Source organism: Microcoleus sp. Pol7_B2 (genome assembly GCF_036701035.1).
GTDB lineage: Bacteria > Cyanobacteriota > Cyanobacteriia > Cyanobacteriales > Microcoleaceae > Microcoleus.
The window spans coordinates 23,598-49,836 of sequence record NZ_JAUBQB010000038.1 but is presented as its reverse complement, the minus strand read 5'-3'; the positions used below and the strand labels follow the sequence as shown (position 1 = coordinate 49,836).

At 46.3% G+C, this 26,239-nt stretch carries 23 protein-coding genes; 13 read left to right on the top strand and 10 right to left on the bottom strand.

Annotated features, from left to right (window positions below; translation table 11 throughout):
• The first annotated feature begins 209 nt into the window (after window positions 1–209).
• Together QUA57_RS15785 and QUA57_RS15780 are read left to right on the top strand one after the other, a co-directional pair.
• Complete coding sequence (locus tag QUA57_RS15785; RefSeq protein WP_333061909.1) at window positions 210–776, top strand: transposase; 567 nt, start codon at window positions 210–212, stop codon at window positions 774–776.
• Between the two features lie 589 nt (window positions 777–1,365).
• Window positions 1,366–2,217: a hypothetical protein gene (locus QUA57_RS15780; RefSeq protein ID WP_333251191.1), complete on the top strand. Its 852-nt coding sequence runs from the start codon at window positions 1,366–1,368 to the stop codon at window positions 2,215–2,217.
• A gap of 538 nt (window positions 2,218–2,755) precedes the next feature.
• On the opposite strand, the gene QUA57_RS15775 is transcribed toward QUA57_RS15780, so the two are convergent.
• Window positions 2,756–3,700: a glutathione S-transferase family protein gene (locus QUA57_RS15775; RefSeq protein WP_333061930.1), complete on the bottom strand. Its 945-nt coding sequence runs from the start codon at window positions 3,698–3,700 to the stop codon at window positions 2,756–2,758.
• Between the two features lie 207 nt (window positions 3,701–3,907).
• Window positions 3,908–4,810, bottom strand: coding sequence for a hypothetical protein (locus QUA57_RS15770; protein WP_333061906.1), 903 nt, complete (start codon window positions 4,808–4,810; stop codon window positions 3,908–3,910).
• A gap of 325 nt (window positions 4,811–5,135) precedes the next feature.
• Between QUA57_RS15770 and QUA57_RS15765 the strand changes: the two genes are divergently transcribed.
• Both QUA57_RS15765 and QUA57_RS15760 read left to right on the top strand, forming a co-directional pair.
• On the top strand, window positions 5,136–6,071 hold the full coding sequence (locus QUA57_RS15765) for a class I SAM-dependent methyltransferase (protein ID WP_333061905.1): 936 nt from the start codon (window positions 5,136–5,138) through the stop codon (window positions 6,069–6,071).
• A gap of 303 nt (window positions 6,072–6,374) precedes the next feature.
• Window positions 6,375–6,698, top strand: coding sequence for a hypothetical protein (locus QUA57_RS15760; protein ID WP_333061903.1), 324 nt, complete (start codon window positions 6,375–6,377; stop codon window positions 6,696–6,698).
• Window positions 6,699–6,731: 33 nt separating this feature from the next.
• Here the strand turns inward: QUA57_RS15760 and QUA57_RS15755 are convergent, their stop codons facing one another.
• The gene (locus tag QUA57_RS15755; RefSeq protein ID WP_333061902.1) at window positions 6,732–8,084 is read right to left on the bottom strand and encodes a cytochrome P450; all 1,353 of its coding nucleotides are present in this window, start codon (window positions 8,082–8,084) and stop codon (window positions 6,732–6,734) included.
• 280 nt (window positions 8,085–8,364) lie between these two features.
• Between QUA57_RS15755 and QUA57_RS15750 the strand changes: the two genes are divergently transcribed.
• Together QUA57_RS15750 and QUA57_RS15745 are read left to right on the top strand one after the other, a co-directional pair.
• On the top strand, window positions 8,365–8,589 hold the full coding sequence (locus QUA57_RS15750; protein ID WP_333061929.1) for a DUF433 domain-containing protein: 225 nt from the start codon (window positions 8,365–8,367) through the stop codon (window positions 8,587–8,589).
• Window positions 8,590–8,740: 151 nt separating this feature from the next.
• Window positions 8,741–8,899 carry a hypothetical protein gene (locus QUA57_RS15745; RefSeq protein ID WP_333061900.1) on the top strand — a complete coding sequence of 53 codons (159 nt, stop codon included), beginning with the start codon at window positions 8,741–8,743 and terminating at the stop codon, window positions 8,897–8,899.
• A 54-nt stretch (window positions 8,900–8,953) separates the two neighbouring features.
• On the opposite strand, the gene QUA57_RS15740 is transcribed toward QUA57_RS15745, so the two are convergent.
• The 6 genes from QUA57_RS15740 to QUA57_RS15715 all read right to left on the bottom strand — a co-directional run bounded on the left by QUA57_RS15740 (window position 8,954) and on the right by QUA57_RS15715 (window position 15,772).
• Entirely contained in the window at window positions 8,954–9,886 is a 933-nt protein-coding gene (locus QUA57_RS15740) for a methylated-DNA--[protein]-cysteine S-methyltransferase (RefSeq protein ID WP_333061898.1), read from the bottom strand.
• Window positions 9,887–10,146: 260 nt separating this feature from the next.
• The gene (locus QUA57_RS15735) at window positions 10,147–10,653 is read right to left on the bottom strand and encodes a MogA/MoaB family molybdenum cofactor biosynthesis protein (RefSeq protein ID WP_006632696.1); all 507 of its coding nucleotides are present in this window, start codon (window positions 10,651–10,653) and stop codon (window positions 10,147–10,149) included.
• 83 nt (window positions 10,654–10,736) lie between these two features.
• Window positions 10,737–11,072 carry a photosystem II reaction center protein Psb28 gene (gene psb28, locus QUA57_RS15730; protein ID WP_333061896.1) on the bottom strand — a complete coding sequence of 112 codons (336 nt, stop codon included), beginning with the start codon at window positions 11,070–11,072 and terminating at the stop codon, window positions 10,737–10,739.
• A gap of 209 nt (window positions 11,073–11,281) precedes the next feature.
• Complete coding sequence (locus QUA57_RS15725) at window positions 11,282–12,745, bottom strand: DUF1565 domain-containing protein (protein WP_333061894.1); 1,464 nt, start codon at window positions 12,743–12,745, stop codon at window positions 11,282–11,284.
• Between the two features lie 326 nt (window positions 12,746–13,071).
• Complete coding sequence (locus QUA57_RS15720; RefSeq protein WP_333061893.1) at window positions 13,072–14,799, bottom strand: hypothetical protein; 1,728 nt, start codon at window positions 14,797–14,799, stop codon at window positions 13,072–13,074.
• 124 nt (window positions 14,800–14,923) lie between these two features.
• Complete coding sequence (locus QUA57_RS15715) at window positions 14,924–15,772, bottom strand: SMP-30/gluconolactonase/LRE family protein (RefSeq protein ID WP_333061891.1); 849 nt, start codon at window positions 15,770–15,772, stop codon at window positions 14,924–14,926.
• A 401-nt stretch (window positions 15,773–16,173) separates the two neighbouring features.
• Between QUA57_RS15715 and QUA57_RS15710 the strand changes: the two genes are divergently transcribed.
• The 7 genes from QUA57_RS15710 to QUA57_RS15680 all read left to right on the top strand — a co-directional run bounded on the left by QUA57_RS15710 (window position 16,174) and on the right by QUA57_RS15680 (window position 23,970).
• Window positions 16,174–17,937: a BTAD domain-containing putative transcriptional regulator gene (locus QUA57_RS15710; protein WP_333061890.1), complete on the top strand. Its 1,764-nt coding sequence runs from the start codon at window positions 16,174–16,176 to the stop codon at window positions 17,935–17,937.
• Window positions 17,938–17,985: 48 nt separating this feature from the next.
• Window positions 17,986–18,837: a hypothetical protein gene (locus QUA57_RS15705; RefSeq protein WP_333061889.1), complete on the top strand. Its 852-nt coding sequence runs from the start codon at window positions 17,986–17,988 to the stop codon at window positions 18,835–18,837.
• 187 nt (window positions 18,838–19,024) lie between these two features.
• Entirely contained in the window at window positions 19,025–20,233 is a 1,209-nt protein-coding gene (locus QUA57_RS15700) for a flavin monoamine oxidase family protein (protein WP_333061888.1), read from the top strand.
• A 228-nt stretch (window positions 20,234–20,461) separates the two neighbouring features.
• Complete coding sequence (locus tag QUA57_RS15695; RefSeq protein ID WP_333061887.1) at window positions 20,462–20,983, top strand: DUF4242 domain-containing protein; 522 nt, start codon at window positions 20,462–20,464, stop codon at window positions 20,981–20,983.
• 149 nt (window positions 20,984–21,132) lie between these two features.
• Complete coding sequence (locus QUA57_RS15690) at window positions 21,133–21,861, top strand: pre-peptidase C-terminal domain-containing protein (protein ID WP_333061885.1); 729 nt, start codon at window positions 21,133–21,135, stop codon at window positions 21,859–21,861.
• A 234-nt stretch (window positions 21,862–22,095) separates the two neighbouring features.
• Window positions 22,096–22,815, top strand: coding sequence for a peptidylprolyl isomerase (locus QUA57_RS15685; protein ID WP_333061884.1), 720 nt, complete (start codon window positions 22,096–22,098; stop codon window positions 22,813–22,815).
• Window positions 22,816–22,896: 81 nt separating this feature from the next.
• Window positions 22,897–23,970, top strand: a complete 1,074-nt coding sequence (locus QUA57_RS15680; protein WP_333061883.1) for a class I SAM-dependent methyltransferase — start codon at window positions 22,897–22,899, stop codon at window positions 23,968–23,970.
• A 327-nt stretch (window positions 23,971–24,297) separates the two neighbouring features.
• Here the strand turns inward: QUA57_RS15680 and QUA57_RS15675 are convergent, their stop codons facing one another.
• The gene (locus QUA57_RS15675) at window positions 24,298–26,022 is read right to left on the bottom strand and encodes a zinc metalloprotease HtpX (protein ID WP_333061882.1); all 1,725 of its coding nucleotides are present in this window, start codon (window positions 26,020–26,022) and stop codon (window positions 24,298–24,300) included.
• Window positions 26,023–26,239 lie beyond the last annotated feature (217 nt).

The window sequence follows — 26,239 nt, the reverse complement described above, 5'->3', positions numbered from 1 at the left end:
CAGCCAAGAAACCGGGTTTCTGCGATAATTTTGGCATCCTACCGAAGATTTGGGTAAGAAACCCGGTTTCTGAACCCCACGCGATCGCACCTCAGCCTCAGCCAAGAAACCGGGTTTCTGCGATAATTTTGGCATCCTACCGAAGATTTGGGTAAGAAACCCGGTTTCTGAACCCTCCCCTTCCGCTAGCCACTCACCTATCCTCTGATATGCCACGTGGCCAAATTATCTTCCAAGCGGGTAATTACTACCATGTTTATAACCGAGGTAATAACCGTCAGCTTATCTTTTTTGAGCGAGAAAACTATATTTATTTTTTACGTCAATTAAGAAACCATCTGATTATTCATGGTGTCGATATTATTGCTTATTGTTTGATGCCGAACCACTATCATTTATTAGTTTACCTGCAAACGGATGATTTTTCCAAGCTGATGCAGTCATTTACTCTGTCTTATGCTAAGGCTATCAATAAACGCTATCAAAGGGTGGGTTCACTATTTCAGGGACGGTTTCAGGCGATTCATGTGGATGGAGAAGACTATTTATTACACTTAACTCGATATATTCACTTAAACCCAGTCTGTGCTAATATAGTTGAAAAAACAGAGGATTGGGAGTTTTCCAGCTATCAGGAATATATTGATTTGCGTCAGGGAAGTTTACCTAAAATAGATGGAGTGCGATCGCAATTTTTTTCAGCCGATGCTTATCGTGACTTTTTAGAAGGTTCAACTAGCGATAAATTAATCCAGTATTTAACATTTGAAGCATAGAAGGCTTTAAGAAACCGGGTTTCTGGGAGAATTTTGACATCCTCACGCCCGATTTGGGTAAGAAACCCGGTTTCTGAATCCCCACGCGTGTTCCCAGAAACTCCAAGAAACCGGGTTTCTGGGAGAATTTTGGCATCCCAACAGAGATTTGGGTTTCAAACCCGGTTTCTCAACCCCCCACGCGATCGCGCCTAACCCTGAGCCAAGAAACCGGGTTTCTGTGATAATTTAGGCATCCTACCCAAGATTTGGGTAAGAAACCCGGTTTCTGAGCCCCACGCGCGACTATATCTAGTTGTTATAATAAATAAACCTGAGCATTTTTTCTTCTAATAGAATAGCTTGTATTAATTGCCAGATGAAGATTAAGCGCGATCGCCCCCCCGGAGAGTGACAGAAGAGGGATATAGGGTTTAATCTTCAATATTGCGATCGCAATATAAACGCATTCTTAATATTCTGTTTATTCCTTGCTATTGAAACTGTTTCAGAGTAATCTAGTAACCATAAGTCAGTTATAATATTTTCATAAGTTGGATTCACGAAAAATTTCTGCAAGTTTAACTCACATCTCTGGCGCTCAAATCATATGGACACATCTGAAAAGTTTTGTTTTTGTACTCTAGCTGTAGGTGATAGGTATCGTGCTCATGTAAAGATGCTAGCTCAAGATATCCAGACCCATATGCCTTCCACAACTTTATGTATCCTAAGCGATCAACCAGAGCAGTTTAAAAATTTCCCTCATGTTCTGGTGTTCAAGCACCACCTCCAGAGTGTGAAAGGGTATCATGACAAACGTTTCGTTCTTGAAAAAGCTCTCTCACTATTTGAGAGTTGTATGTTTTTAGACTCTGATGTTAGATTGCTAGGCCCTCTAGTAGAAGAAATGAATTGGTCTCCTGGAATTACAGCAAGAGCAGGTACTGATTTGGTCAAACACATACAAAACATTAAAAATCCGAAAAAATTTGAAGTTATAAAAGCAGCAGGGCAAAAACTAAATATTGATCTTCAACAAGTGAAGTGGCTTCACGAGTTTATGTTTGTCATGAAGAGACAGAATGGATTAGAAGGGGAATTTTTTGAACTTTGGCAGACAATTTCTTACTTTTTTGAAATGCAAGAAATCTATCATGGTGAGGGTTATGCTATGGGGCTAGCTGCGGCTCGAATTGGGATGACCTTTGATTTTTTCCGCGAAGACAAATTCCCATTCTTTAAGGATAATATTGAACGAATAAGAATCCAAAATGGACAAGCAATTATTCAGGAGAAACAAATTTACTTCGACATCCATAAACAGATTGAATATCCCAAACGTTCCCTTTGGGAGAAAATCAACAACAAACTAAGTAAACAGGTTGTGTTTTATTATCGATTATTTAGACTGAGAGTTTTTATTAAAAAAGATCCTAATTATTATAAAATCTTTGGATGAGTATACAAAAAATAATGGCTCTTCATTACTTGGTATGCCAACTTATATAGAAATGTAGTCAAAACCTTTGCTCCGCAAAGGTTTTGACTATTTATTTAGATGAATTGGGCTAGAATGAGCGATATTTCGTTTAATCCTTATTTAATATTGTTTCCGGTTGCATCGGAATGATTTAACCACAGAGAACGCAGAGAACACAGAGGGAGATAAGAGAGATGAATAATTCCGATGCTACCGGATTTGATATAACAAGGTTTACAGCTTGATTTTGGGTTGTTTAGCATACTACGTACTGAAGAACCAAATATTTCAACCTGAAAGCAGATGATGCAGTAATTTGCAGTATAGAAAATGGAAAAATAGTCATAGAGCCTGTAAATCAGAAAGTTTCCAAATATACCCTAGATGAATTATTAGCAGGCGAAATAGAACCGGGCGAAGAAATCTCTTGGGGAAAACCAGAAGGAGAAGAATTTTGCTAAAATATATCCCCGAACGAGGTCATTTTATTCGCTTCAATTTCGATAATCACAGAGATTTATGGAGAAACCCGGTTTCTTAGTCCTGCGCGATCGTGAGCTTTGAGCAAACTCGCCGGATCGGGTCCAGCGGGGATAATGCAGCCGGGATTCAGCGGGAACAAATTGCCGTAATAATCGCGCTTCACAGCCTCCAAATCGCAAGTGCCAGCAACTCCCGGTAACTGGTACAAATCGCGCAGATAAGCTCCCAAATGCTCGTAATCTTGAATGCGGCGCACATTGCATTTGAACAAGCTGTAGTAAACTGCATCAAAACGGAATAGAGTAGTAAAAAGGCGCACATCTGCTAAAGTCACCCGATCGCCACAAAGATAACGACTCCTCAAGAGCGATCGATCGATCTCGTCTAAAACAGCAAACAATTCACTGCAAGCCGAGTCATAAGCAGCTTGAGATTGCGCGAAACCGCAGCGATAAACGCCGTTATTCACCGATTGGTAAATCTTCTCATTCCACTCGTCAATTTGCGATCGCAAATCCAGAGGATAAAGATCCATTTGAGGATTGCCAGCAAACTCGTTAAACTCCGAGTTTAGCATCACAATAATTTCCGAACTCTCGTTATTGACGATCGTCTTTTTCGACTCATCCCACAGCACCGGCACCGTACACCGCCCCTGATAGCCCGGTAAAGCCAACTGGTAAAGTTCCGGCACCGTGTTGCAGCCAAAAGTCTCCGACTCCATCACCCACATTCCCCCTTCAGACGGATAGACAATCGACACGGATATCGCATCTTCCAGCCCTTTGAGCGCCCTCGTCACCAGAGTGCGGTGCGCCCAAGGGCATCCCGTACCCACGAAGAGGCGATACCGTCCCGCAGCGGGCCCGTGAGGGTTGTCTGGTGCAGTGCTGACAAAGTTGCGGAAACTGCTGCTGGGGCGAATGTATGCTCCCGTGCGATCGGGCGGCGCTAGTTTTGACATCATTAATTGCCACATTGATGTCCAGACAAATTTGCCGAGCTTGACTGTTACGGATGAAGGAAGCGATTTGTTTTTCACAATGCGATTAAAAGAGGTTTGCTAACATAATCTGCTTATTTTAACTCACATTGCGAGGTTTATTCCCTCGTTCCCAGGCTCTGCCTGGGAACGCAGATCCAGAGGCTCTGCGTCGCTCTGTTCCCTCACCTGAGAACGACTTTTCTAGGATCTGCCAGAGGCTATTTCAGCATAAGCTCGATCGATCAATCGGCGAGCAACTGTCTGAATTCCCGTATGTTCGTAATAATTGGTAGTCATGTCTAAAAACGCGGCGACATAATCCAATTTGTCATCGGTAACATCAACGTATTGCTTGAGATGGCCCAAAACTATGGCCGGAGTTAAGCCGCGAGACTGTACTAAATTGTTCATCCAACCTTGCGCTGAAGCGAAAGTAGTTGTCACAAATCCGAACTTTTGTGAATTATTGGCGCCGGGAATTAGGTTGCTGATATTTTGGAAGGTTGAGTTTTGCTGCAAGGTTGAAGGATTCAATCCGCCTATGGTATTTTGTGCTACTCTAATGAAGTCCGGGCCAAGGGGAATTAAACCGTCAGCACACACTAAAGCAGCCATCCGCATCACAGATTCGCCTTTGTAATGGGATAAATAATTACCAAAGCTTCCCACATTGTCAAGGGAAATATTGTTAAGTTTGCAGAAGGCAATTAGCTCGATCGCCACTTTGACGCACAAGTCGATCGTTTGAGTGGTGTCAGCTTTGGGAGTGAGGCGGTTGAGAAAGGAAAGAAAGCCGATGTTTTCGCCGATTTTATTCGCCATAGCCGTTGCACCTAACGCACTGTCGGCGCTGTCTGCTAACTGGTAAAGCCTGACTACGCCTTGATATGGCTCGTTGGGGTTAGCGTAAAGCTCGATCGCGCGATCGCGAACTTTCCCAACTAATTTGCGCTTTGTTTCCCCTGTAACCGCTTCAATAGTATTATCAAAACCCGTGAGATTGTTCCACTCCCCCGGAACCACAAAATCGAGAGATTTTAACATCTTCACAGTGACGCCACCCGACGGCAGATTGTCAACCAATTCCACAATAGATTTGCTCATCACAAACTCCTGAATAGCCAGATTTAAAGGGTTCTTCCAAATACTCCAACTTCGGCAAATCCAATTCCAGATGAATTCCCCAGAACTAAGTAGGTAAGCACAAATAAATATTAGACGACCAGCTCCTGTTTTGCAAGACTCTGAGCTTTTCTCTCTTCTCTAACTCTGCGTTCTCTGCGCCCTCTGCGGTTCATTAAAAAAAAGTCTTTTCCACAAAACATTTGCATTTCACTCACCAGCACAAAGTTAAGTTTCATTATATTGACCGACTCAAAATCGCCCAAACGTGTTAAAGTAGATGGCGCAAAATAGAAAAACCTAAAAGATGACTGTTGCAGTTAATAAAACTCCCGGAGTAGCCTCGCGTTTAGTAAATGGCGTCCTTTCCATCAAGCCTTTGGCTAATCTAGCCAAGCACCAAGCGCGGCAAATGATGATAAAAAGAGCCGAAAAAATCGGAGTGCATTGGCGACAAGAAGCCCAAGCACTTTTAGCCCGGAATTGGGATGCAGAATTGTTCAGCGTCCAAAATCCCGATCTTGTTTACCCGAAATATTATCTAACTTCATTTCACGCTTACGAACAAGGTAATATGAGTTGGGAAGCTGCTACAGAAGTTGAAGTTGCCGCCCGTACAGTTCACGCCACAATTTGGCCGGAAGCAGGTGCAGAAGGTGATGCTAAACTCCGCGCCAGCTATCACGAAGTCATCAAATCTCAAATTGCTTCTTCACCGCAAGATATTGTAGATTTGGGATGCAGTGTGGGAATGAGTACCTTTGCTCTTGGGGAGGTTTACCCGGAAGCGAAGATGACTGGCGTGGAGTTGTCGCCTTATTTTTTAGCAGTTGCTCAATACCGTTCCCAACAGCGAGAATCGGAATTTTTAAATCAAAAATCTCCGACTTGGGTTCACGCTGCTGCTGAATCTACTGGTTTGCCTGCGGCTGCTTTTGATTTAGTTTCTATGTGTTTAGTTTGTCACGAATTGCCGCAGAAAGCTACTAGAGAAGTGTTCCGGGAAGCGAGGCGTTTGCTGCGTGTTGGCGGACATTTGACAATTATGGATATGAATCCTCAGTCGGAAGTTTATGCTAAAATGCCTCCTTATATTTTGACTTTGCTCAAGAGTACGGAGCCTTATTTAGATCAGTATTTTGGGTTGGATATCGAGCAAGCTTTGGTGGATTCCGGTTTTGCACGGCCGACAATCACTTGCAATACAGTCCGGCACCGAACTATTGTTGCTGAGGCAATATAGGGGTTTTCAGTAGAGTAAAGTACAGATATCGGGTAGGACACGAGAGTGCCGTGTCTAACGCTGTATTTATTTCATCCGGTTGAAAACTGCTATAAATAGTAAAGTTGCATCGGTATTATTCAATCCTTGGGGCGGTGCGTGAGTGTAAATAGTCTAATCTGTGGATTTTAAAATTTATGCGATCGCGCCCCCTACCGATAAATAATTCCGATGCTACCGGATTTGATATGAGACAGGCGTAGGAGGTATTCACAGCGCCATTTGTTACACATTTTGATAGAACCCTAAAACACGGACATCATCATGACCCCGACAGCCCCCTCTCAAAACGTTCTCGATTGTTTGCAGGTTATTTTGAATGCGACTGCATCGAAAAATTACGAGCTTTTTACGACAGTGGGCGATGCCGGCTACAAAGCGAGCATTACACAAAAAATGTTTGACGATGTTAGCGAGCAGCTCGCTTCACGCCTGCAAAAGGGATATTCAATTACTTATTTTGGTGACATAAAACAAGCTAATAGTCAGATTTATTTGTGGAAGCTGAGTTTTGAAGATGGTGGAGATGAATTTGTGGCACACATGACTATGAATGGAGACAAAGTTGCTGGGATTTTCATCGAATAACATATTTTGCTTGACACGGCATTTCACTCTCATCTAACGCCGATCGCCCACAACCGTTAATCGAAACCGATCGGGCGGTACAAAGGTGATTCCCCGGCGCGCCGGACGAATTGGCCGATCGAGATTCGATACAAACTCACGCGAAGACAGCACCGTTGCTAAAACCAGCTTCATTTCAAACATCGATAACGCCATCCCGATGCAGCTTCGACTCCCGCCTCCAAACGGTAAAAATTCAGAGGCGGAAAACTTGCGATCTAAAAAGCGATCGGGATTGAATTGAGCGGGATTTTCGTAGGTTTCAGGGCGACGGTGCGCCAAATAGACACAGGGGATTAAAATCGTTCCCGGTGGATATGTATAGCCTTCGAGTTCGATCGTCCGTTTCACCTTGCGCGGCTGCGAAATTAAGGCAATTGGATAAACCCGCAGCGCTTCCTTGCAGACTGCTGTTAAGTAGGGCGACTGCGAAAGCGCGATCGGATCGGGATTCTCGCCTAATTCATCCAATTCCTGTCGCAATCTAGCGAGACATTCGGGAAACTGATGCAGCCAGTAAAACGCCCAAGTCAAGGCCGATCCAGTCGTTTCATGTCCCAATAACAACAGCGTCATCAACTGATCGCGCAATTCTCGATCGCCGATGGATTCGCCCGTGTCGTCGCGGGCCATCATCAACACCGACAGAATATCCGTGCGAGACGAATCGAGAGAATGCGATCGCCTCTCGGCAATTTCCGCATAAATCAGCGAGTCAATCTGCGCCATCTGCTGCAAAAACTGCCCCCACGGGCTCCAAGGCCCCAAATTTTGCTGCAAGGGCTCAAAGAAAAATTGCATCGAGTACAGTTCAGAGGTAATCGCCTCTAAAAGCTTGCTGAGCAATTGTTTCAGGCGTTCGTAGCGCTCTCCCGGCACTAATCCAAACACGACTTGCAAGATTACTTGCAGCGAAATTTCTGACATTTCTTCGCGGACTGCGATCGCATCTGGGGCTTTCCAGTCGATCGTCTGCTTTTTCGTCAAATCAACAATCAAATGCCCTTGACTGTGCAACTGTTCCCGATGCAGCGCGGGCATTAATAGCTGTCGCTGTCGCAGATGTCGCGGTCCTTCATTCATAATTAGGGATTCATTTCCCACCAGCGGGCGAAATACGTTGGTCACTTTGCCAAACTCAAAGGCATCGGCTAACGTCGTAAACACCGCCTGAATCGCTTCTGGACGGCCCAGAAACACCACGGGGGGCGAAGCGGGCCCCAACACGCGGGCGGTAAATGTATCGCCGTATTTGGCAGAATAGCGATCGAAAAATGCGATCGGGTCAGCTACCAGCGAAAGCGTTTGGAACAAAGCAGGAGAACGAGATCCGGTAGGCAGCGTCATTGCAAAACTGGCGATAGATACACAATCTTTCTAGTGTATATCGATCGACCTTGCACCCTGAAATTTATCTGCGATCAATTGCGAAGGCAAGTAGCAAAAATAGTAATGCTATCGGGAGCGATCGCAGATTGTATGGCTAGCTTCCCAGCCTAAACTGCTAAAAGTTGTAGTTTTAGATGAAATGGATGCTAGCGATCGTTTGGGCATTATGCTCACGAAAATCAAATGACTTTGGGATACAATTGTTGTAAAAGCTGGTAGCCCGTTGGCTGAATTTGTTATGACATTAACATCCCGTGTTGTTCATAGCGACCCCGATATTCTGGGGGGAACCCCTGTTTTTTTTGGGACTCGTGTACCAATGAGAACCTTACTTGATTATCTTGAGGCTGGTGATTCATTAGAGGTATTTCTAGACCATTTTCCTAGTGTCAGTCGGGAACAGGCAATTGCAGCTCTTGAATTAGCAAAGGAAATGCTGACAGCCTATGCGAATCCTGCTTGATGAATGTGCCCCACGACCTTTAAAGCGTGAACTTGCTGATTACGAGATACGCACAGTTGTTGAGATGGGATGGTCAGGAAAAAAGAACGGTGAATTACTGCTGCTTATGAGTCAATAGGGCTTCACGATTCTGCTTACCACAGATCAAAATTTGCGTTATCAGCAAAACTTGCAGCAAGCTGGAGTAGCAGTCGTTGTTCTTGTAGCATCCAGCAACAGACTTCCTGATTTACTTCCTTTGCTACCAGATGCTCGTAACGTTTTGAATACTATTACTCCGGGGGAAGTGATTGAAGTCGGAGGTTCTTAAAAGTTCTCTAGGTGACGCAGCAAAACAACGCCCATGCACCCGATCGCACAGAGGTTATGTGTTGGTAGCGGAGGTAGTCTGCAGCAGGTGATTTACACCGTTAGAGTCCTCTATTTCTGCGAGGGTGGTTCCGCAGATTCTACGGCTAGCTTCCCAACCTAACATGGCTGTTTTACGCTCTACTCCCCAGCAATAGCCACCAACTTCTCCAGATTCTCGAATGACTCGGTGACATGGAATTAGATAGCCGATCGGATTGTTACCGATCGCATTTCCTACAGCTCTAGCAGCAGTTGGGCGTGCTACCATTTGAGCTATCGTCTGATAGGTGGCGATCGCACCAAATGGCAATTTCAAAAGTGCTCGCCAAACTTGAATCTGAAAGTTAGTGCCTTTTACCAAGAGCGTTAGTGGTTTTTGCTCGCTGAGAGTTTCTGAATTGAAAATCAGGTCACGCAATGATTGAGTCGCTTGCTCATCACGAATGATTTCAGCGTTTTTCCATTCCAATCGCAGTCTTTGTCCGGCGGTTTGTTCGTCTGTTGTATCCAAGAAATAAAGATTACAAATACCACGGGCAGTTGTCGCGATTAGAGATTTGCCAAAGGGGGTATCATGAATGCCATAGCGAATTTGCAAACCTGCTCCGCCTGCTTTGAACTCCCCTGGTGACATTGCTTCTAAGTTCACAAATAAATCGTGCAATCGTCCGGGACTCGATAGTCTCACGTCCAATGTTAGGTCGAGAAGGCTTTTAGTATGAGTGATTTTTGACTTGGCATATTCAACTGTCAGATATTGCAAAAACCGCTTGGGGCTAATGCCGGCCCATTGAGTAAATAGCCGTTGAAAATGATATTCACTCAGTCCTATGTGTTGGGCCACAGTTGCCAGATTGGGCTGGTTTAGGTGGTGTTGTCGCATAAAGGCGATCGCCCGAGCAATCCGGTGATAATCTTCGCTAGCATAGACACTCGCATTCTGCATCGCAATCATCTAGTCTAAATCGAGGGAATTTTGATGTTTCCTTACTTTAGGCATAGAGCAGGCTCAAAGCCACCCGTTTCTTGCGGTGAATGCAGTCAGTCAATTTTAGATTTTAGATTTTAGATTGAAGAAAGCGAGTTCACTGCTAAACCCGGGGGCTGGCGATGAGGATGAGCGAGCTTTTTTCTCGCTCCACGGATGCCTCGGGCGACTTGTAACCAAATTTCTTGATTGTCAGTCCATTAACCGAACTTTCGCTCTCACCCTCCCCGCAACTGCGTCACCAAGTGAACTAATTCAGGTAAAATTAGCTTTTCCACAGCTAGTTTTACACCATTGCTAGAGCCCGGAAGAGAAAAGACTAACTTGCCTTGATACACCCCTGCAACTGCGCGAGAGGCGATCGCCCTCGAACCAATTTCTTGATAGCTCAAAAACCGAAATATTTCACCAAATCCTGGTAAAATCCTGTCTAGCAAACTCTCCATCACATCATAAGTCGTATCTCGGGGAGCGATGCCCGTGCCGCCGTTAAAAATGATTGCATCCACATCTTCACGCTGGGAAAAAGCCTGCATTTGCAATACAATTTTGGCCGCATCATCTTTAACAACAGTGTAAGCTACCACAGAGTGACCCGCATCTTTTAGCAGCTTCTTAGTTAACAAGCCACTATTGTCTGTTTCCGCCGAGCGGGTGTCGCTAACAGTAATGATAGCGCAGTTTACGGTTATTTTAGATAAGTCGGGGTGAGGAATTTGCGTCATAGTTTCTTCTTCTAAGCAATCGGCAACCGGCAACCGGCGATCGGCTAACTACCAATTACCAATTACCAATTACCAACTACCCATTATGCCTTGCTAAATCCTAAGCCGTTTGATTCCGAGTAGCGTTCCATAAAACGCATAAATCGATCCCATTCTGCGGGACTTCTCATTAGATAAAGAGCTTCCAAACCTGCCGGCTGACCGTTGATGAACTTAGCCTTAACCTCGCGAGTGAGGAGTTCGCCTTCTTCGTCGATCATGTACATTCCAGTAATGTCTTCGGTACTGGTGCTGCTGAGAGCTTTGGGATTTTCAAAGATAAACGTGGCAGTGCCTTGAGCTCCCGTTTTAGAACGGGTTAGGCGCACTTCGGGCACAGCATCTTCGTCTATACCCCGAGAGAATTGAATTTTAGCCATAATTTGACAGTCGAACCTTAAGGATTGCTTAATTTCTTAATGTTTAATCATAAAACGATTCGGGTACTCGCAAATCAAGACTTGGGAGAGTGGCAGTGGGTGAGAGTGGGTGAAAGTGAGTGAGAGTGAGGCAATTGGAGACAAGGGCGAGGGGATATGGGTTGGTTCTTTGTACCCCAAGTTCTTCTCTCCCTTGTCTTCCAATTCCCTTAGACGATGTAAGGAGAGTTAATAGGATCGGCCCGCTTTGTGGCTACCAGGGTTTGGTAGATGAGGGCGGATATCTCGCCGCGGGTGATGTCGTGGGCGGGGGAAATCTTTTCGCGCGCGGGGTAGTTGACCACGATTTTGCGCTCTGTGGCGGTTGCTATCTCGTCGGTGGCAAAACTGGGAATCTGAGCTCGATCGACATAAACGCTCAAAGAATTGGGGTTGCCCCCCGCCAACTGCAAGCCGTTTACCAAAGAAACGATCGCCTGAACTCTAGTCAAATTCTGCTCCGGGCGAAACGTGCTGTCTGGATATCCAGCCAAAAAGCCAGCTCGATTAGCTTGGTCGATCGCTCCCTTGGCCCAAAAATCCGCCGCCACATCCTTAAAAACCGTCGCCTCACGGCGCGGCACCAATTCAAACGCCTTCGCCAGCATAGCCGCATACTGAGCTCTAGTTACAATCTCGTAAGGCTGAAAAGTGCCGTTGGGAAACCCGCTAACAATATTCATCTTTGCCAAGCGATCGATAAAATCCTTGGCCCAATGCGTGGTGATGTCACTAAACTGTAGCTTGCCAGGAGTCGGAGTTGGCGTCACATTGCCCAAATCAAATAAACCTTTCACCCGCGAAGAATTGAGCTGATTTCCCACCGCAGAAATCTTAACCCCAGTCGCGTTTTGCAAGTCTAATTCACCGTTATTTTGAAAAATATTGCCGCCCCAATCTTGAGCAGTACCAATATCTGGCAGCGACTTCCCCACCGCAGTCAAACCGTCTTCGGTATTTTTTTCAATGCGATTCTTACGCAAAATCGGCTGAGATTCCCCCGCTAAAACGATACCGGATCGATTTTCCAAAATTTGGTTATTAGCAATCAAAGGAGCCGACTGAGCTTGCAGAGAAATGCCGAAACCCGTCTTTTGAAAAATATTGCGCCGTATTGCTCCTTTAGCAGTTCCCGCCGTAATTACGCCAGCGGCTGAGTTTTCCACAAATATGTTGTCGAGAATCGCAGGATTAGCAGTGCCCGTGGCAAAAACGCCTTCGCCCTTACAAAGTGTGAAAGTGCAGTTAGCCACAGTCGGAGAAGTTGACTCAATCCAGACTCCCGTGCCGCGACTATCGAGATTAGTAACAGTTACTCCGCGCAATTCCGAATTAGTTGCTAGCAGTATCGTGATATTTTGGCCCGCAGCGGTGGGACTGACAAATTTGCCGCTGCCTTGAATCAGAATGCCTCTACCTTTGTTAGCTTCATTGCCAATAACTTTTACTCCAGAGGGAATTTCCAAGGGGAATTTTTCGCCACTAGCAGCGCTGTAAATTCCCGGTGCTAACTCAATAGTGCTTCCCGATGCAGCGCGGGCGATGATCGCGCGGGCTATAGTTTTGAATGGGGCTGATTGGCTGCCGGCTGCGGAATCGCTGCCTGTTTGCGGGTTGACGTAAAGTGTTGTCATGTTTTTGCCCAAGAGATAATTGGCGATCGAGCTTTTGTGCAATTTTCATTGTCTGCGAACTTGACCCCGGATCTATATTCACCTTTGATTGCGGAGATTATTTAATTGCCCGATATCCGCAACATCACTCATCAGGAGTGGCAACCGCAAGGGGATTGGCACTACAAATCGCTAAACTATTAATTCTTTGGTCAGAAACCGGGTTTCTTGCCTCCGGTTTAACCTAAAAATCAAGATTTTTAGTCAATAAAGTCGATTTTTTTCTCGTTCTCAGTTCGGGGATGTTATGGCATTTTTTTCTGGGTGTGAGCCGTCCTAATTCCAGTTTATTTCACAATACAAGACGCATCCAAAACCACGACAATTTCATTTTGAAAAACAGCACAGCTTGTGATTGCTGAAGCTAAGGCGGGAATTTTCCCTTGTTCTAGAGAAAGCCTCGCCTCCGGTGTAGAATCAAATTGATTTAGCCAGCCATCATCCTTTATATACTGAAGAGTCAAAGCATTGCGATCGAGCATCCAAAAATTAACTCCATAGCTAGTAATGAAACTTTGCAATACAGCTCTATCGGGAGTGTATTGAGCGCGAATTAAATCGTTAAGTCGCTGTTGATATTTGCTGTAGTAGCCTTTCTGATAAGGCACTGCATATTCCTTGGCCACCAGAACCGAACGCTGACTAAATGTTGGCAAATGATCCGTATCGGTCGCGATCGAAGCAATCAGGATATCTTTAGGTTGTTGCTTAAAAAATTTGTACAAACTCGGCATTTTACCTTCTACATATCCGACTGTAGGAAATTTTTTGGCAAAGCAGGGATAAAGCACGACTGCGACAGCGATGGTCGCTGTCGTAATTAGTGCAACTAGGTTTTTTACATCAAATCTTGTTGCGCTTGTTGCTGCCCAATGACCGACTCCATCGATAATTAAAGTGAGGGCGATCGCCGTTATCAACACAACAATAAATCGCAAGCTGTAGGCAGTATAGCGACCTGGTTGATACAGCTTAAAAATGGTAGCATGAGCCGCAAAAAACATCGCCGAGGATGCTAAAAAGAGCTGAAGCAAAAGCCAGATTTTGCTTTGAATCTGATTGGCTAAGGGAAAAGCCGATCGCAAAAATAGCAGCAGCGGAAATAACAGCCCGACACAGTGAGTTACAGGCGTAAACAGCGACTTGGGAAACATCCCGCTGCCCCGCCCTGTCAACCAGTAATCTTTGGGGTTTGGATGAAAAAAAGGATTTCTGCCGTCTGCTGCAAATTCGACCATTGGCTTCGCTTCTGCTGCGGTATAAGTTGGGCCAAATTCAGAGTTATCTAAGGCATAGGGCAGCATTACTAGAAAAATAACTCCCAAACCTGTAGTGCAAAATAGGTAATTAGTTCGATCGCCCGACAAGCGCAAACCGCCGTTTTTCCAGGCTAGCAGGCGCAAAACTAAAATTCCGGCAGCAACCAAGGCGTAAGGAGGATAGAATAGTCCGATAAGTGCGATCGCTCCCAAACAAGGCAGCAACGAACTGCGCGACAAATAATATAAAAAACCGAGAAATATCGGATATATAAAAGCTCTTGGCGTTGTGGAAGCCAAATCATCAGTCATCCACATATGCTGATTTAACAGCAAAGATGCAATAAATCCAGTCATCGGCACTTGCAGCATTTCTAGACACAGGCCAAAACAGTAATAAGTCGAGATTAACGCGAGAAATAGCGGCAATATTTTGTGAAAAAATAGCGGATGAATGCCAACTGTTGCGGCTAATTTGTAGAGCGTGCTGTATCCTGCGGGGGCGACTGATTGAAAGTAATTAGCAATGAAATCGTTGGGGAATAATTCAGGATCGACAAACCGCATCATCCAGAAAACGTGCTGCCTCGCATCGTCTTGCACTATATACTCGGCCCTGAAGGCTTGCTTGAGTCCTAAAAAACCATAAAGTGCAGCAAATGTCAAGCTCAAAGTCAACCAAAATATTGTGTGCGATCGGGATTTGCGATCGACTGTAGCAGTTAGAAATTTGTGCAACCGAGCTATTAATACCATTAGAGATTTGAGATTCGAGATTAAAGAATCGGGAATGACTGATTCTCAAACCTACGATTATATCATGTCCGGTCAATTACCCCTAATAAAAACCGCTTTACTTTCAAGTTCGCCCGATTTTAGATCATTTTCCAGCCCGCACACCCGCAATTTTAAGGCGAATCCGATACAGACTTGTATTTGCCGTAATATAAAGCGTTTTGCGATCGCTTTCTCCCCAAGCCAAATTAGTCGCCGTCTCAGGTACAGAAATCCTCCCCAAAAGCTTGCCATCGGGCGATAAAATCCACACTCCCCCCGGCCCGGTGCTGTAAACATTCCCCTCTAAATCAACTTTTAAACCGTCGGGAACTCCGCCTTTAGTGGCGGCATCTTTTAACTCCGCAAAAAGCCGCTGGTTGGTAACAGTTCCGTCCGGTTTTACATCAAAAACAGCAATGTATCCCGCTTCCGAATTGTTAACATAAAGCTTTTGCTCGTCTGGTGAAAAGGCAATGCCATTTGGCAGCACCAAATCCTTAACCAGCAGAGTTAATTTCCCGTCTGGTGCCAGCCTGTAAACACCGTAAAAACCCAATTCTTCCTGGTCTTTACTAACACCGTAGGACGGATCTGTAAAATAAATGCTACCGTCGGATTTAACAACCAAATCGTTCGGACTGTTGAGCCTTTTTCCCTCGTATCTATCCGCCAATGTGATAACTTTGCCGTCTTTTTCAGTGCGCGATACGCGGCGATTTTCGTGTTCGGCAGTAATTAAGCGGTTTTCTTTGTCTAAAGTATTCCCGTTGGCTTTTCCCGAAGGGCGGCGAAATACCTCAACTTGCTGGTTTGAGGTAAATTTATAGATAATATTGGCGGGAAGATCGCTGAACAGCAAAAAGCCGTCTGGATGCCAAATCGGGCCTTCTATAAATTGGAAATCCCCAGCTAGTTTTTCTAATTTCGCGCTGTCATCGAGAATACGTTGCATGGTATTTTTTTTGTCCTGGCTTTCCGTTTGGGCGGTCAAGTTGGTCAAATCAGATGTTAACTGGTTGGACAAATTGCTGTCCTTGAAAGGTTTTAACAGATGATTTTTGAAAAGCGTGTTGCTGAATGCTAGAGTCAAAACTATAAACAAGAGGCTGAAGGTAGCAATTTTGGCGATCATGTTTGCCTTGTTAATTGCATTGAGTGAGAGTCGTAGTAAAAGCGATCATACCGTACCTATATTACATTTATATTAAGAATACCAAATTGTGGCTTCCAACATACTGCCGCGCGGATAACATAGTATAGCAATGTCATTTCAATTAGCGATCGCCACCTGCTGACATTCCTGAACTTAACACGCCGGAGCATGGATTAAAATCACAAATAATATCTAGCTATATGCTTTCTACCTTAGATATCAAACTACTAGGCGGATTCTGCCTTTCCTGTGCAGACAAGCCCATTGTCGGTGTCACCGCAGAGCGCCCGCAAGCTTTGTTGGCTTACCTGGTACTGCACCGCGATATCCCGCAAACCCGTCAGCGGCTTGCCTTTCAATTCTGGGCAGATTCAACGGAGGCCCAAGCTCGCACCAACTTGCGCCGGGAACTGCATCACCTGCGTCAGGGACTCCCCGAGGCCGATCGCTACCTGCTGGCGGATGCCAAAACCCTGCAATGGAATCCCCATGCGCCTTTCGTGCTGGATGTGGCTGAGTTTGAACGGGCATTCGCCGCAGCAGAAGCAGCGGAACGAGCCGCAGATGTTAACGGTGCCAGAACAGCCTGGGAGCAAGCGATCGCACTTTACGGCGGTGATTTGCTGCCGAGTTGTGAGGATGAGTGGATTTTTCCAGAGCGCGAACACCTGCGACAGAAATTGCTTCATGCGCTCGAATCTCTGACTCGCCTGTCGGAAGCTCAGGGTGATTATCGGGCTGCAATCCGCTCTGCACAGCGCTTACTGGAGATCGATCCGTTGCACGAAACCAGCTACGCAGCTTTGATGCGATCGCACCATTTGAACGGCGATCGCGCCAATGCACTGCAAGTCTACCACCGCTGCATGACTTTGCTGCGCGAGGAACTAGGAGTAGACCCCAGTGCGAGCACTCGCAAGCTCTACGAGCAACTGTTGCTGGAAGACGCAGCGCCCGACATTCAACCATCCTCTCAGTCCGCCGGGCCGCCCCAAACGGCTTTGTTTCCCTCGCCTTTGGCTTTGTCGCCTCTAGTGGGGCGCGATCGCGAATGGGCATCGATTCAACAGTGGGCAAACCCCATACTGCTTGGGAAATGCGGCGCGATCGCTCACGCTGAGGCATCGCCAGTGCTCTTGCTCGCGGGCGAACCCGGAATCGGCAAAACTCGCTTGCTGGAGGAGCTGCGATCGACGGCACAGGCGGTACAAGTGCTGTGGGGACGCGGATTTGCGGCAGAGATGGTGCGACCCTACGGCATCTGGATCGATGCGCTGCGATCGCTCGCGATGCCCTCCACAGGCAACATTCCGCCGGAGCTAGGTTTCTTGCTCCCAGAACTCGGTCAACCAGCGCCAGCCTCGCCCGATATGCCTTTGGCACCCTTGCGCGAACGCAGTCATCTATTTGATGCAGTGGTGCAACTGCTGGCTGAATGTGCCGATCGAACTCCGGTGCTGGTAATTTTAGATGACATTCAGTGGATCGATGAAGCTTCATCGGCATTGCTGCACTACGCCCAACAAACCATTATCCGTCCCAGCGCCTCTATCGGTGCCGAAATGGGCTATGACTTTGCTCACGATATTGTGCGTCAGGCTGTCTACCGGCAGTTGTCACAACCGCGCCGCCATTTGATACATTTGCAAATTGCCCATAAATTGAATCAACTCTCCACACCAGACGGTGCCTGGGCTGGCGATATTGCGCGTCACGCGGCCATGGGGGGCGATCGACAATTGGCAGCGTCTAGCGCCTTGTCGGCAGCAGAACGTTGCTTGAAAGTGTTTGCCTACGCGGAAGCATCAGAATTGGCTCAGCTTGGGATTGAGCAGTGTCAAGGACTTGACGATCGCACTCGCATTCAATTGCATTTAAAATTGCTGCGGGTTAGCGCGATCGCAGGCGTTACGGGCGATCGAGTTTCTCAACTCGACAGCGAGCTGCACCGCTTAATCGATTAAGCCAATGCTCTAGGTTTAGAAGAAGCAGAAGCCACGGGACTTGAGGCATTGGTGATCCTGCATTTCGATCGCAGCAACTTCGCCAACGTCCACCAACACTCGCTGCGGGCAGCAGAGGTAAGTCGGGCATCGAGTCCAGCTACTGCCGTGCGATTGCTGGTATATAGCGGGTCTTGCTTGGCGGAAATTGGACGGGAAATGACGCGGGCAGAAGCATTGTTGCTGGAGGCGCAGTCCCTGGCGGGGAGAGTTGGCGCTAAAAACATCGGAATTGCCCAAGGGTTGGGGGCTGTACAGCGCCATCACGGGAACTATGCGGAAGCGCGAACTCTGTTGCAGCAGGCGTGGCAATTGGCTGCGGCCCAGCAGGATCGCTGGTGCGAGTTTTATAACCTCACCTATTTGGCGATGACGGAAATGGAAGCGGGCGATCCGGCTGCGGCCTTGCCTTATTGTCAGGAAATGGCGATCGTCTCTGCCAAAATCCAAGGCGAAGGCAGTGAAGGGGCGGTGGCTAATGCGCTTTTAGCTTTAGCAAACTATCAGCTTCAGCAAACTGGTGCCGATGCTGGTTTGGAGCGGGCGATCGCGACTTTGCAGCAGGTGGATGCGAAACGGATGCTGTCTTACGTGCTGATTGGGGCGGCTCAAGTCGATTTAGAGTGCGATCGGCTCGTTTTGGCAACAGCCCGCGCTGAAGCTGCTTTAGAAGCTGCTCAGACGGTCGATCATCCCAGCGAGATTGCTCTGGCTTGGGCAATTTTGATTCAGGGTGCTTTAGCTTTGGGCGATCGAGAAGGGGCGATCACGCGGTTTGAATCGCTGCGCGATCGCATCGATCGTCCTGCGCTGAGTTTCCGCGCTTGCACCGAGGTCGATCGGGCGATCGAACAGATTTAGTCATTAGTTATTAGTTGTAGCGAACTGCAATTAGGGATGGTGTTCATCACAAGGAACTTTACTTTACTTCATATCGCTCATCTAATTTTTTAAACTCTTCTGCTTGTTTGCTAATTGTTTCATATTCCGCTTTTTTGCTAAGTTAGGCAAAATCTTTAGTATTACTGTAATTATTGGCTAGACCGCTATGTTTAAAATGAATCGCCGTCAATTTCTATTAAGTAGCGCTGTAACGTTTGGTGCGGCAATAGCCCATGCTCAAGTTAAAGCCCAAAACTCTGGAACTCCAGGAGCATTAGAGAAAGGACTATCCTCTCAGAAAGTGATCGTCGTCGGAGCGGGGTTGTCTGGTTTGGTTGCCGCTTACGAGTTAGCAGCAGTAGGTCATACAGTAACGGTTTTAGAAGCCCGTGAGCGAGTAGGAGGGAGAGTTTTGACCTTGCGAGGCAATTTTAGTGAGAATCATTTTGTAGAAGCAGGAGCAGCAAGAATTCCGTCTAATCACAATTTAACACTTGGCTATGCTCAACATTTTGGTTTGACTCTCAAGCGTTTTTTACCACCAGATGGGCTTTACATTGCTGTGAAGAATGGGCAACGTCTTCTGATTCCTGCTGATGATTTAGCTAAAGTTTTACCGGGAGGAGACCTATCCAAAGTTGCTAAAATTGCTCAAGGTTCAGATAGATTACCACAAGCATTTGCTACCGCTCTAGTTGATAAAATTCATCTAGGATCTGCGGTTACTCGCATTGAACAAACTTCTTCAGGGGTTCAAGTCTTGTGCCAATCAGGACAGCAATACACTGGAGACTGTGTAGTATGTACTGTTCCCTTGCCAGTCTTGGGACAGATCAACTTTCAGCCTCCACTATCACCTCAAAAACAGCTTGCTATCGCTGGGGGTTATAATTATCGCGCAGCGACACGAATGTTTGTTGAATTCTCCGAAAGATTCTGGGAAAAAGAAGGATTGAATGGTTGGGGGTTGTTTGACGATCGTCCTGAAGAACTGTGGCAACCAAGTTGGGATTTTCCTGGAAAAACAGGTATTTTGGAAGCTTATCTGAAAGGGGAAAATGCCCTTGCTATGGATGCCCTCGCCCCAGAACAACAATTGCCTCAATTACTACAGCGATGGGAAAAGATTCTCCCTGGTGTCAGTGCTTATCAGGGCAAGATGACCAGTTATTCTTGGGCTAAAGATCCTTGGTCGAGGTCTGGTTGGGCATACCCGACTGAAGAGCAAGAAAAAAGGTTTTTTGATGAACTTGGAAAGTCGGAAGGTAAAGTCTATTTTGCTGGAGAACACACTTCTACTACGAGGGGATGGATGCAGGGCGCATTAGCATCTGGATTGAGGACTGCTCAAGAGATCCATCAGGCAAGAACTTAATTTTCTGATATTTTTGTGCGATCGCACTATTATTTACAGATGGGCTGAGAATGCGATCGTAGAGCAGACTGTACCCACGTTTATGTTGGGGGTGACAACTCGCTCACTTCGTCCACTGCGAGGCGCTAAAAAATTGAGGTGAGAGTGGGGAAAATCATCAATCGCTACAATTAGTCATGAATCATTAGTTAACAGTCAACAGTCATTACTAATTAAGAGGAAGTAATTATGTCTCTCATCAAAGTTGAAACCGTTGCCGATCGACCCATAACCGCAGAAATGTTAGCTGATACGCGAGTTTTGGATTGTCTTGGGGCAAGAAATGGCACGTGGCGCTACTCTTTACTATCAGCCGATCGCCATCGCATGATTTGCACCTTTGAGGCACCCGATGCAGAGTCTGTGCGACAAGCTTATCGCCAAGCTGATGTTGGGTTTACCAAGGTTTGGACAGCCCAAGTTATTGAACCTGAAGGTGTGCCACCTGTATGGAACGAACCAATCCTCAAGCTGTTGGAGGGAAGCTATCCGAATGGCTTTACCGATGAAGAGTGGAACGAAGCCCTGCGATTAATTTTACCGTGCTATCAGGAACGAGGTATTGAATGGGTGCGTTCCTATGCGTCGCAGGATAAAACTCGTGTCCTGTGGGAACTGAACGCGCCCGATGCGGAAGTGATTCGAGAAGCCCACGGTAAAGCTGGAATTCCCTTCGATCGCGTTTGGTCTGCGGAAGTTCTGAGACCTTGAATTCGTGCCTCGGATCGCTTGGATGCTTTGGGAACGCTTCGAGAACGCTTTCGGAACGCTTTCGGAACGATCGCCTCGTTAGATTGATATCAAGTTAAGCAAACAACCAGCAAATTAACTAATCCCTTTACACTTTAAGGAGAAACAAAATGGCTGAATTTAACTTTGGTACCTTGATCCGCGATGCTAATCCCGTAGGCAAGCGTGAATTCGTGGGCAACGGCGATATTAAAGATACCTACAGTTTTCGTCTGGAGAACGATAATAATATCAACATCGCCCTGACGAATATGAGCGCTAATGCCGATGTTCGATTGTTCCGAGACTTCAACGGCAATGGTGTACGCGATACCAACGATTCACAGGTTTCAGCATCAACTCGTTTTGGCAACCAACCTGACTCAATTAACGTGTCATCTGGGCTTACCAACGTTGATGCAGGTAGCTACCTAATTGAAGTCGATCGAGTTGGTACTGTTAATACCGAATACGATTTGAGAGTATCAACCAATGCCATTAGCAAACCCAGCAATCTAGTCACAGCGGAGACAGAGGTGGGAACCCTGACTGCTTCCCGCACCTTCAACGAAGCGATAGTTAACTCTGATACCTCTGATACTTACCATTTTGCTGTCAACTCAAGCCGCAATTTCCGCTTTAATCTCAGCGGTTTAAGTGGCGATATGGATATACGGCTGATTAACGATCGCAATAACGATTCAGTGGTAGATTCAAGTGAAATCATTACCAAGTCAATTGCGACTGGCAATCAATCTGAGTCAATTACTCAGTTCTTGACTCCAGGTAGCACCTACTATCTCCAAGTTTATCAACACAGTGGCGTTAGCAGCTACAACCTAAACATGACTCCTGTCTAACAGCTAAAGTGTGTTTTTCAACCAAGAGATCCCCCTAACCCCCCTTAAGAAGGGGGAAGAGCATTCAAAGTCAACCCCTACTGCCCTTAAGAAGGGGAAAGATTCACTCAAAGTTCCCCTTTTTAAGGGGGATTTAGGGGGATCGGAATCTCAGAGATCGAAGTCAAAATCCGTGTTCTTCCTTCTCTCCGTTACATCCGTTACCAAATCCTTTGCCGAACTTCCTTCTGCTATATGAACGCAGTTTTACAAATAGGAAATCGCACAATTAATGGGGAGGGAATTATCCCTCGACTTGCCAGCTACCAAATGCTGCCCCAATTATGTCGCGAGAGCATCATTGATGAAGCGATCGCCCCCATTGATTGCACCCCTGAAGAAATCACAAATGTCCGCCAGCAGTTCTACGAACAAAATCAACTGATCGACGAAACCACACAGCAGCTTTGGCTAAAACAGCACGGAATGAGTCGGGAATTTTTAGAGACTGTTTTCATTCCGCGGCTGCTCAAAATTGAGAAATTCAAACACCAAAATTGGCATCACAAACTAGAGTCCTATTTTCTGCAGCGCAAGCGATCGCTAGATCGAGTCATCTATTCTTTGATTCGGTTTAAAGACGCAGAAATGGCGCGCGAACTGTATTTTCGGATTCAAGAAAAAGAGCAATCCTTTGCCGAACTGGCGCGCGAGTATTCCCAAGGCCCAGAAGCTCAAGTCAATGGAATCGTTGGCCCGGCGGAACTCGGCACAATCCACCCGAATTTGGCACATCTGTTGGCGATAAGCCGGCCCGGTCAGCTTTGGCATCCTATCGCTGTAGAAGGATGGCTGGCGATCGTCAGATTAGAAACATTGATTCCGGCTCAGTTCGATTTAGCGATGCGTCAACGTTTGCTGCGCGAATTGTTTGAAACTTGGGTGCAAGAACAGATAGGTGAAATGTTGAATTGACGGGCAGGAATCTGACGCTCGTACCCCTGGCAACATCCAATCTTCCAAATAGAAACTTTTGAATACCATCACGCTTAAATTATGATGACACAAACATTCGATCAAACCAAAGCAGAAGCATTCGCCGGACGGATGCTGGACATTCTCAACAGTGGCGCACTCTCCGTCATGATTTCGATCGGGCATCGCACCGAATTGTTTGACACAATGGCAGAATTGCCGCCCTCTACCAGTCAACAAATTGCCGATGCTGCCGGATTGAACGAACGCTACGTGAGGGAATGGCTCGGTGCAATGGTAACGGGTCGCTTAGTGGATTATAATTCGATCGACAAAACCTACACTTTGCCGACAGAATATGCAGCATTCCTGACACGGGCTGCGGCTTCTAACAACATTGCCCCTTTTGCTCAATTCATTCCGGTGTTGGCATCGGTGGAAGACCGGATTATTGATTGTTTCTACAAAGGCGGCGGTGTACCCTACTCAGAGTTCAAACGTTTTCATGCCGTGATGGCAGAAGATAGCGGTCAAACCACGGTATCTGCTCTATTTGACCACATTCTGCCACTGATTCCCGGACTCACCGAAGCGTTGCAACAGGGTATTGAGGTGCTAGATGTCGGCTGCGGCTGCGGGCGAGCACTCAACAAGCTGGCTGAAGCCTTTCCGAATAGCAGATTCACAGGCTATGATTTTTCGGGAGAAGCCATCGCCAATGCCAACACGGAAGCGCAATTGCGGAAGTTGAATAATATCCAGTTTGAGGTGAAGGATGTCGCCACATTGGATGAGTGCGATCGCTACCATTGGATCGCCACATTTGATGCAATTCACGATCAAGCCAGACCCGATATTGTACTGCAAAACATCTACAAAGCGTTGCGTCCCGATGGTGTTTACTTGATGCAAGATATCCGCGCCACAACGGATGTCGGCGGTAATCTAGAGCATCCCATTGCACCGTTGCTCTACACCATTTCTTGTATGCACTGTATGACAGTTTCTTTAGCCTACGGCGGCATGGGATTGGGAGCGATGTGGGGTCAAGAAAAAGCGCTGCAACTGTTGAGTGAAGCTGGGTTTAGCAGCGTTGAAATCAAGCAACTAGCCCATGATTTCCAGAACGACTATTATATCCTCAAAAAGAGCTAAAATAATGTGCAAACTTTGTGCGCTCGGTCAACAATTGCAGAAGAAAAAACAACTTAAATCCGGGTTGTTGGATACCAGCCAATTTTCTGTCTTCATCGATTTGAAACAATTGTCCTCCACACCGGAATTCAAATCAGCTAAACCACCTAACAATCCTCAGTCATCAGTTAAGCCCTTGGTTTAACACTCAGGGATTCTAATCAGGAAGATGTTAATCTCTCAATTGCTTAAGTTGACACGAATGCTTTCCTCCTTAACCCTGACTTAAGGCGAATAAAGTCTTTACTATGAACCTGTTGGTAGTAAGGACTTTATTCGTTTCAACTTTTAAGCGGGAAATGAAACAAATAGCACCGCAATACCAAGAACGATCGCCGCTATACCCATCACAACAGACCAGAAGCGGTGATAACTCTTAACCGTAGTACCGCTATCGCTTTCAAGCTGAATCAAATCCATCCAAGGTGCCACACCCCGACGGAACCAACCCAAAGCGCTAACATCCATTCCAATCAAACTTTCAACCCGTTTCATGCCAAACAAAAAATTACCAATTGGCCCAAAACGAGAAGCATAGCGCAGATAAATCATTCCCGTTCTGTCTTGCAGTTTCAAATCAGAGCCGAAGGTATAACCGGCATCGCCGCGACCAATTAATTCGCCTTGCAGTTGCGTCGGTTGACCCCGCAAGGGACTTGCGTAAGGGTCAGACATTAAGGTTAAAACATCCAAGTGTTCTGCTTCTTCGTAATTGGGGAACATCACCAAAGTCTTGAGCAAAATTCCTGCACCCAAAGCGATTAAAGGACAAGCAACCATCATCATCGGGTTTACAGCATACAGGGAAATGCCGATCGCAAAACCCACAGCTAAGCCCAGAGTTTCTGCACTGTACAGCAGCAAATCGAACACAAAATTGCCGTACAATCTCCGCTTGCTCAAATCGTTGCCTTCGCCGACAATCCGGCCCATGTCAAACTCAATATCCAAGCCTAATTGTTCGGCATAAGTGCTCAAAGCGCGAACTCGTTTACCAGTCAGCGGGTGAGTAGAGTTCAACTCCATCCACCAACCCCAGGGATTAAACATATCCCACAGAAACACTCGCCCAATCTTTTCTGGTTCGGAAGTAATCCTGTAAGCAGTACCGGTAGATGTGGCAGCTTTGGCATCGTAAATGCCTAAAGCGCGAGTTCCTTCTAATAAGCGGCTGGGTTCGGTGGCTCTTTGTCCTTCTTCCAAAATACCGTAAGCAATTTTTACCAAAGCGCGAGACAAAGCATTGGGGTTTCCGGTTGTTTCGGCCGCAAAATGGTCGGCAAAATATTCTCGCGTCCGCGACAAATACAGCAATAAATAAGTGCCTGCGATGTAAAACAAATAAGCCACAGCAGCTACAGTACCGGCAGCATCTTTAGCTTTATCGCCACCACTCCGACCCATCCTTTGAGCTGTAGTGTAAATTAAATAAGTAATCTGCACCAAAGTCGAAGCTAAAGTCATTACTGCAAAGTCCCAGTGGACGATGTGACCCAGTTCGTGGGCGTAAACAGTGGCAATTTCCTCGTCGTCTAAATAGGTAAAAAGACCTTGACTGACGACTAAGCGAGCGCTGTTTGGAAAGGAACCGTAAGTAAAAGCTGTAGGGTTTTGGTCGTCGATAATTCCTAAACGCGGCTGCTGGAGTTTTTTCTGCTTGCAAACCTTCTTAATAACTTTCGCTGTTTCGGGACTTAGGCTTTCAATTTCTGCTAGGGAAACCCAGCCAGTATGGTAGAGCCAATTTTGGGTTAAGTCCATCAAGTAAGGCGATAGGAAAAAAGCAGCAAGGTTAAAAATTAGAGTTATCGGAAGCGCGATCGCCAATCCGGCGACTGGATCGGGACTGTTGAGAATTAAAACAGAGGCTAAAGATAGCGCTAACACCATACCAAACAGCAGGCTGATGGTGACGCCGGAAGCTAAAACGAGATTTCCGCCAGTTTTCTGTATCAGTTTAACGCCGGCTTTGGCGGCTCGCCCTGCCTTGCGTAAAGGGGCGTGAGATGACATAATACTCTCCAAAGGTTATTGACAAATGGAAATGACCGTGAGATTTTATCTATACTTCACTGTTTTAACCTGTTAATGCGGATTGCTGTAAGGGGTCTCAACAAAAATATAGAATTTCCTCTAGAATTGTTAAGACTGAAAACCACCCAGAAATTTATTTGTGCGGATTCAATTCACAACTCAAAATTCAAAACCCAACAATCAAAACTATTTAAAA

Excerpts from the sequence above, each read along its gene's own strand:
- QUA57_RS15785 (WP_333061909.1), top strand. The coding sequence starts at position 210 with ATGCCACGTGGCCAAATTATCTTCCAAGCGGGTAATTACTACCATGTT.
- QUA57_RS15780 (WP_333251191.1), top strand. The coding sequence starts at position 1,366 with ATGGACACATCTGAAAAGTTTTGTTTTTGTACTCTAGCTGTAGGTGAT.
- QUA57_RS15775 (WP_333061930.1), bottom strand. The coding sequence starts at position 3,700 with ATGTGGCAATTAATGATGTCAAAACTAGCGCCGCCCGATCGCACGGGA.
- QUA57_RS15770 (WP_333061906.1), bottom strand. The coding sequence starts at position 4,810 with ATGAGCAAATCTATTGTGGAATTGGTTGACAATCTGCCGTCGGGTGGC.
- QUA57_RS15765 (WP_333061905.1), top strand. The coding sequence starts at position 5,136 with ATGACTGTTGCAGTTAATAAAACTCCCGGAGTAGCCTCGCGTTTAGTA.
- QUA57_RS15760 (WP_333061903.1), top strand. The coding sequence starts at position 6,375 with ATGACCCCGACAGCCCCCTCTCAAAACGTTCTCGATTGTTTGCAGGTT.
- QUA57_RS15755 (WP_333061902.1), bottom strand. The coding sequence starts at position 8,084 with ATGACGCTGCCTACCGGATCTCGTTCTCCTGCTTTGTTCCAAACGCTT.
- QUA57_RS15750 (WP_333061929.1), top strand. The coding sequence starts at position 8,365 with ATGACATTAACATCCCGTGTTGTTCATAGCGACCCCGATATTCTGGGG.
- QUA57_RS15740 (WP_333061898.1), bottom strand. The coding sequence starts at position 9,886 with ATGCAGAATGCGAGTGTCTATGCTAGCGAAGATTATCACCGGATTGCT.
- QUA57_RS15735 (WP_006632696.1), bottom strand. The coding sequence starts at position 10,653 with ATGACGCAAATTCCTCACCCCGACTTATCTAAAATAACCGTAAACTGC.
- psb28 (WP_333061896.1), bottom strand. The coding sequence starts at position 11,072 with ATGGCTAAAATTCAATTCTCTCGGGGTATAGACGAAGATGCTGTGCCC.
- QUA57_RS15725 (WP_333061894.1), bottom strand. The coding sequence starts at position 12,745 with ATGACAACACTTTACGTCAACCCGCAAACAGGCAGCGATTCCGCAGCC.
- QUA57_RS15720 (WP_333061893.1), bottom strand. The coding sequence starts at position 14,799 with ATGGTATTAATAGCTCGGTTGCACAAATTTCTAACTGCTACAGTCGAT.
- QUA57_RS15715 (WP_333061891.1), bottom strand. The coding sequence starts at position 15,772 with ATGCAACGTATTCTCGATGACAGCGCGAAATTAGAAAAACTAGCTGGG.
- QUA57_RS15710 (WP_333061890.1), top strand. The coding sequence starts at position 16,174 with ATGCTTTCTACCTTAGATATCAAACTACTAGGCGGATTCTGCCTTTCC.
- QUA57_RS15700 (WP_333061888.1), top strand. The coding sequence starts at position 19,025 with ATGTTTAAAATGAATCGCCGTCAATTTCTATTAAGTAGCGCTGTAACG.
- QUA57_RS15695 (WP_333061887.1), top strand. The coding sequence starts at position 20,462 with ATGTCTCTCATCAAAGTTGAAACCGTTGCCGATCGACCCATAACCGCA.
- QUA57_RS15690 (WP_333061885.1), top strand. The coding sequence starts at position 21,133 with ATGGCTGAATTTAACTTTGGTACCTTGATCCGCGATGCTAATCCCGTA.
- QUA57_RS15685 (WP_333061884.1), top strand. The coding sequence starts at position 22,096 with ATGAACGCAGTTTTACAAATAGGAAATCGCACAATTAATGGGGAGGGA.
- QUA57_RS15680 (WP_333061883.1), top strand. The coding sequence starts at position 22,897 with ATGATGACACAAACATTCGATCAAACCAAAGCAGAAGCATTCGCCGGA.
- QUA57_RS15675 (WP_333061882.1), bottom strand. The coding sequence starts at position 26,022 with ATGTCATCTCACGCCCCTTTACGCAAGGCAGGGCGAGCCGCCAAAGCC.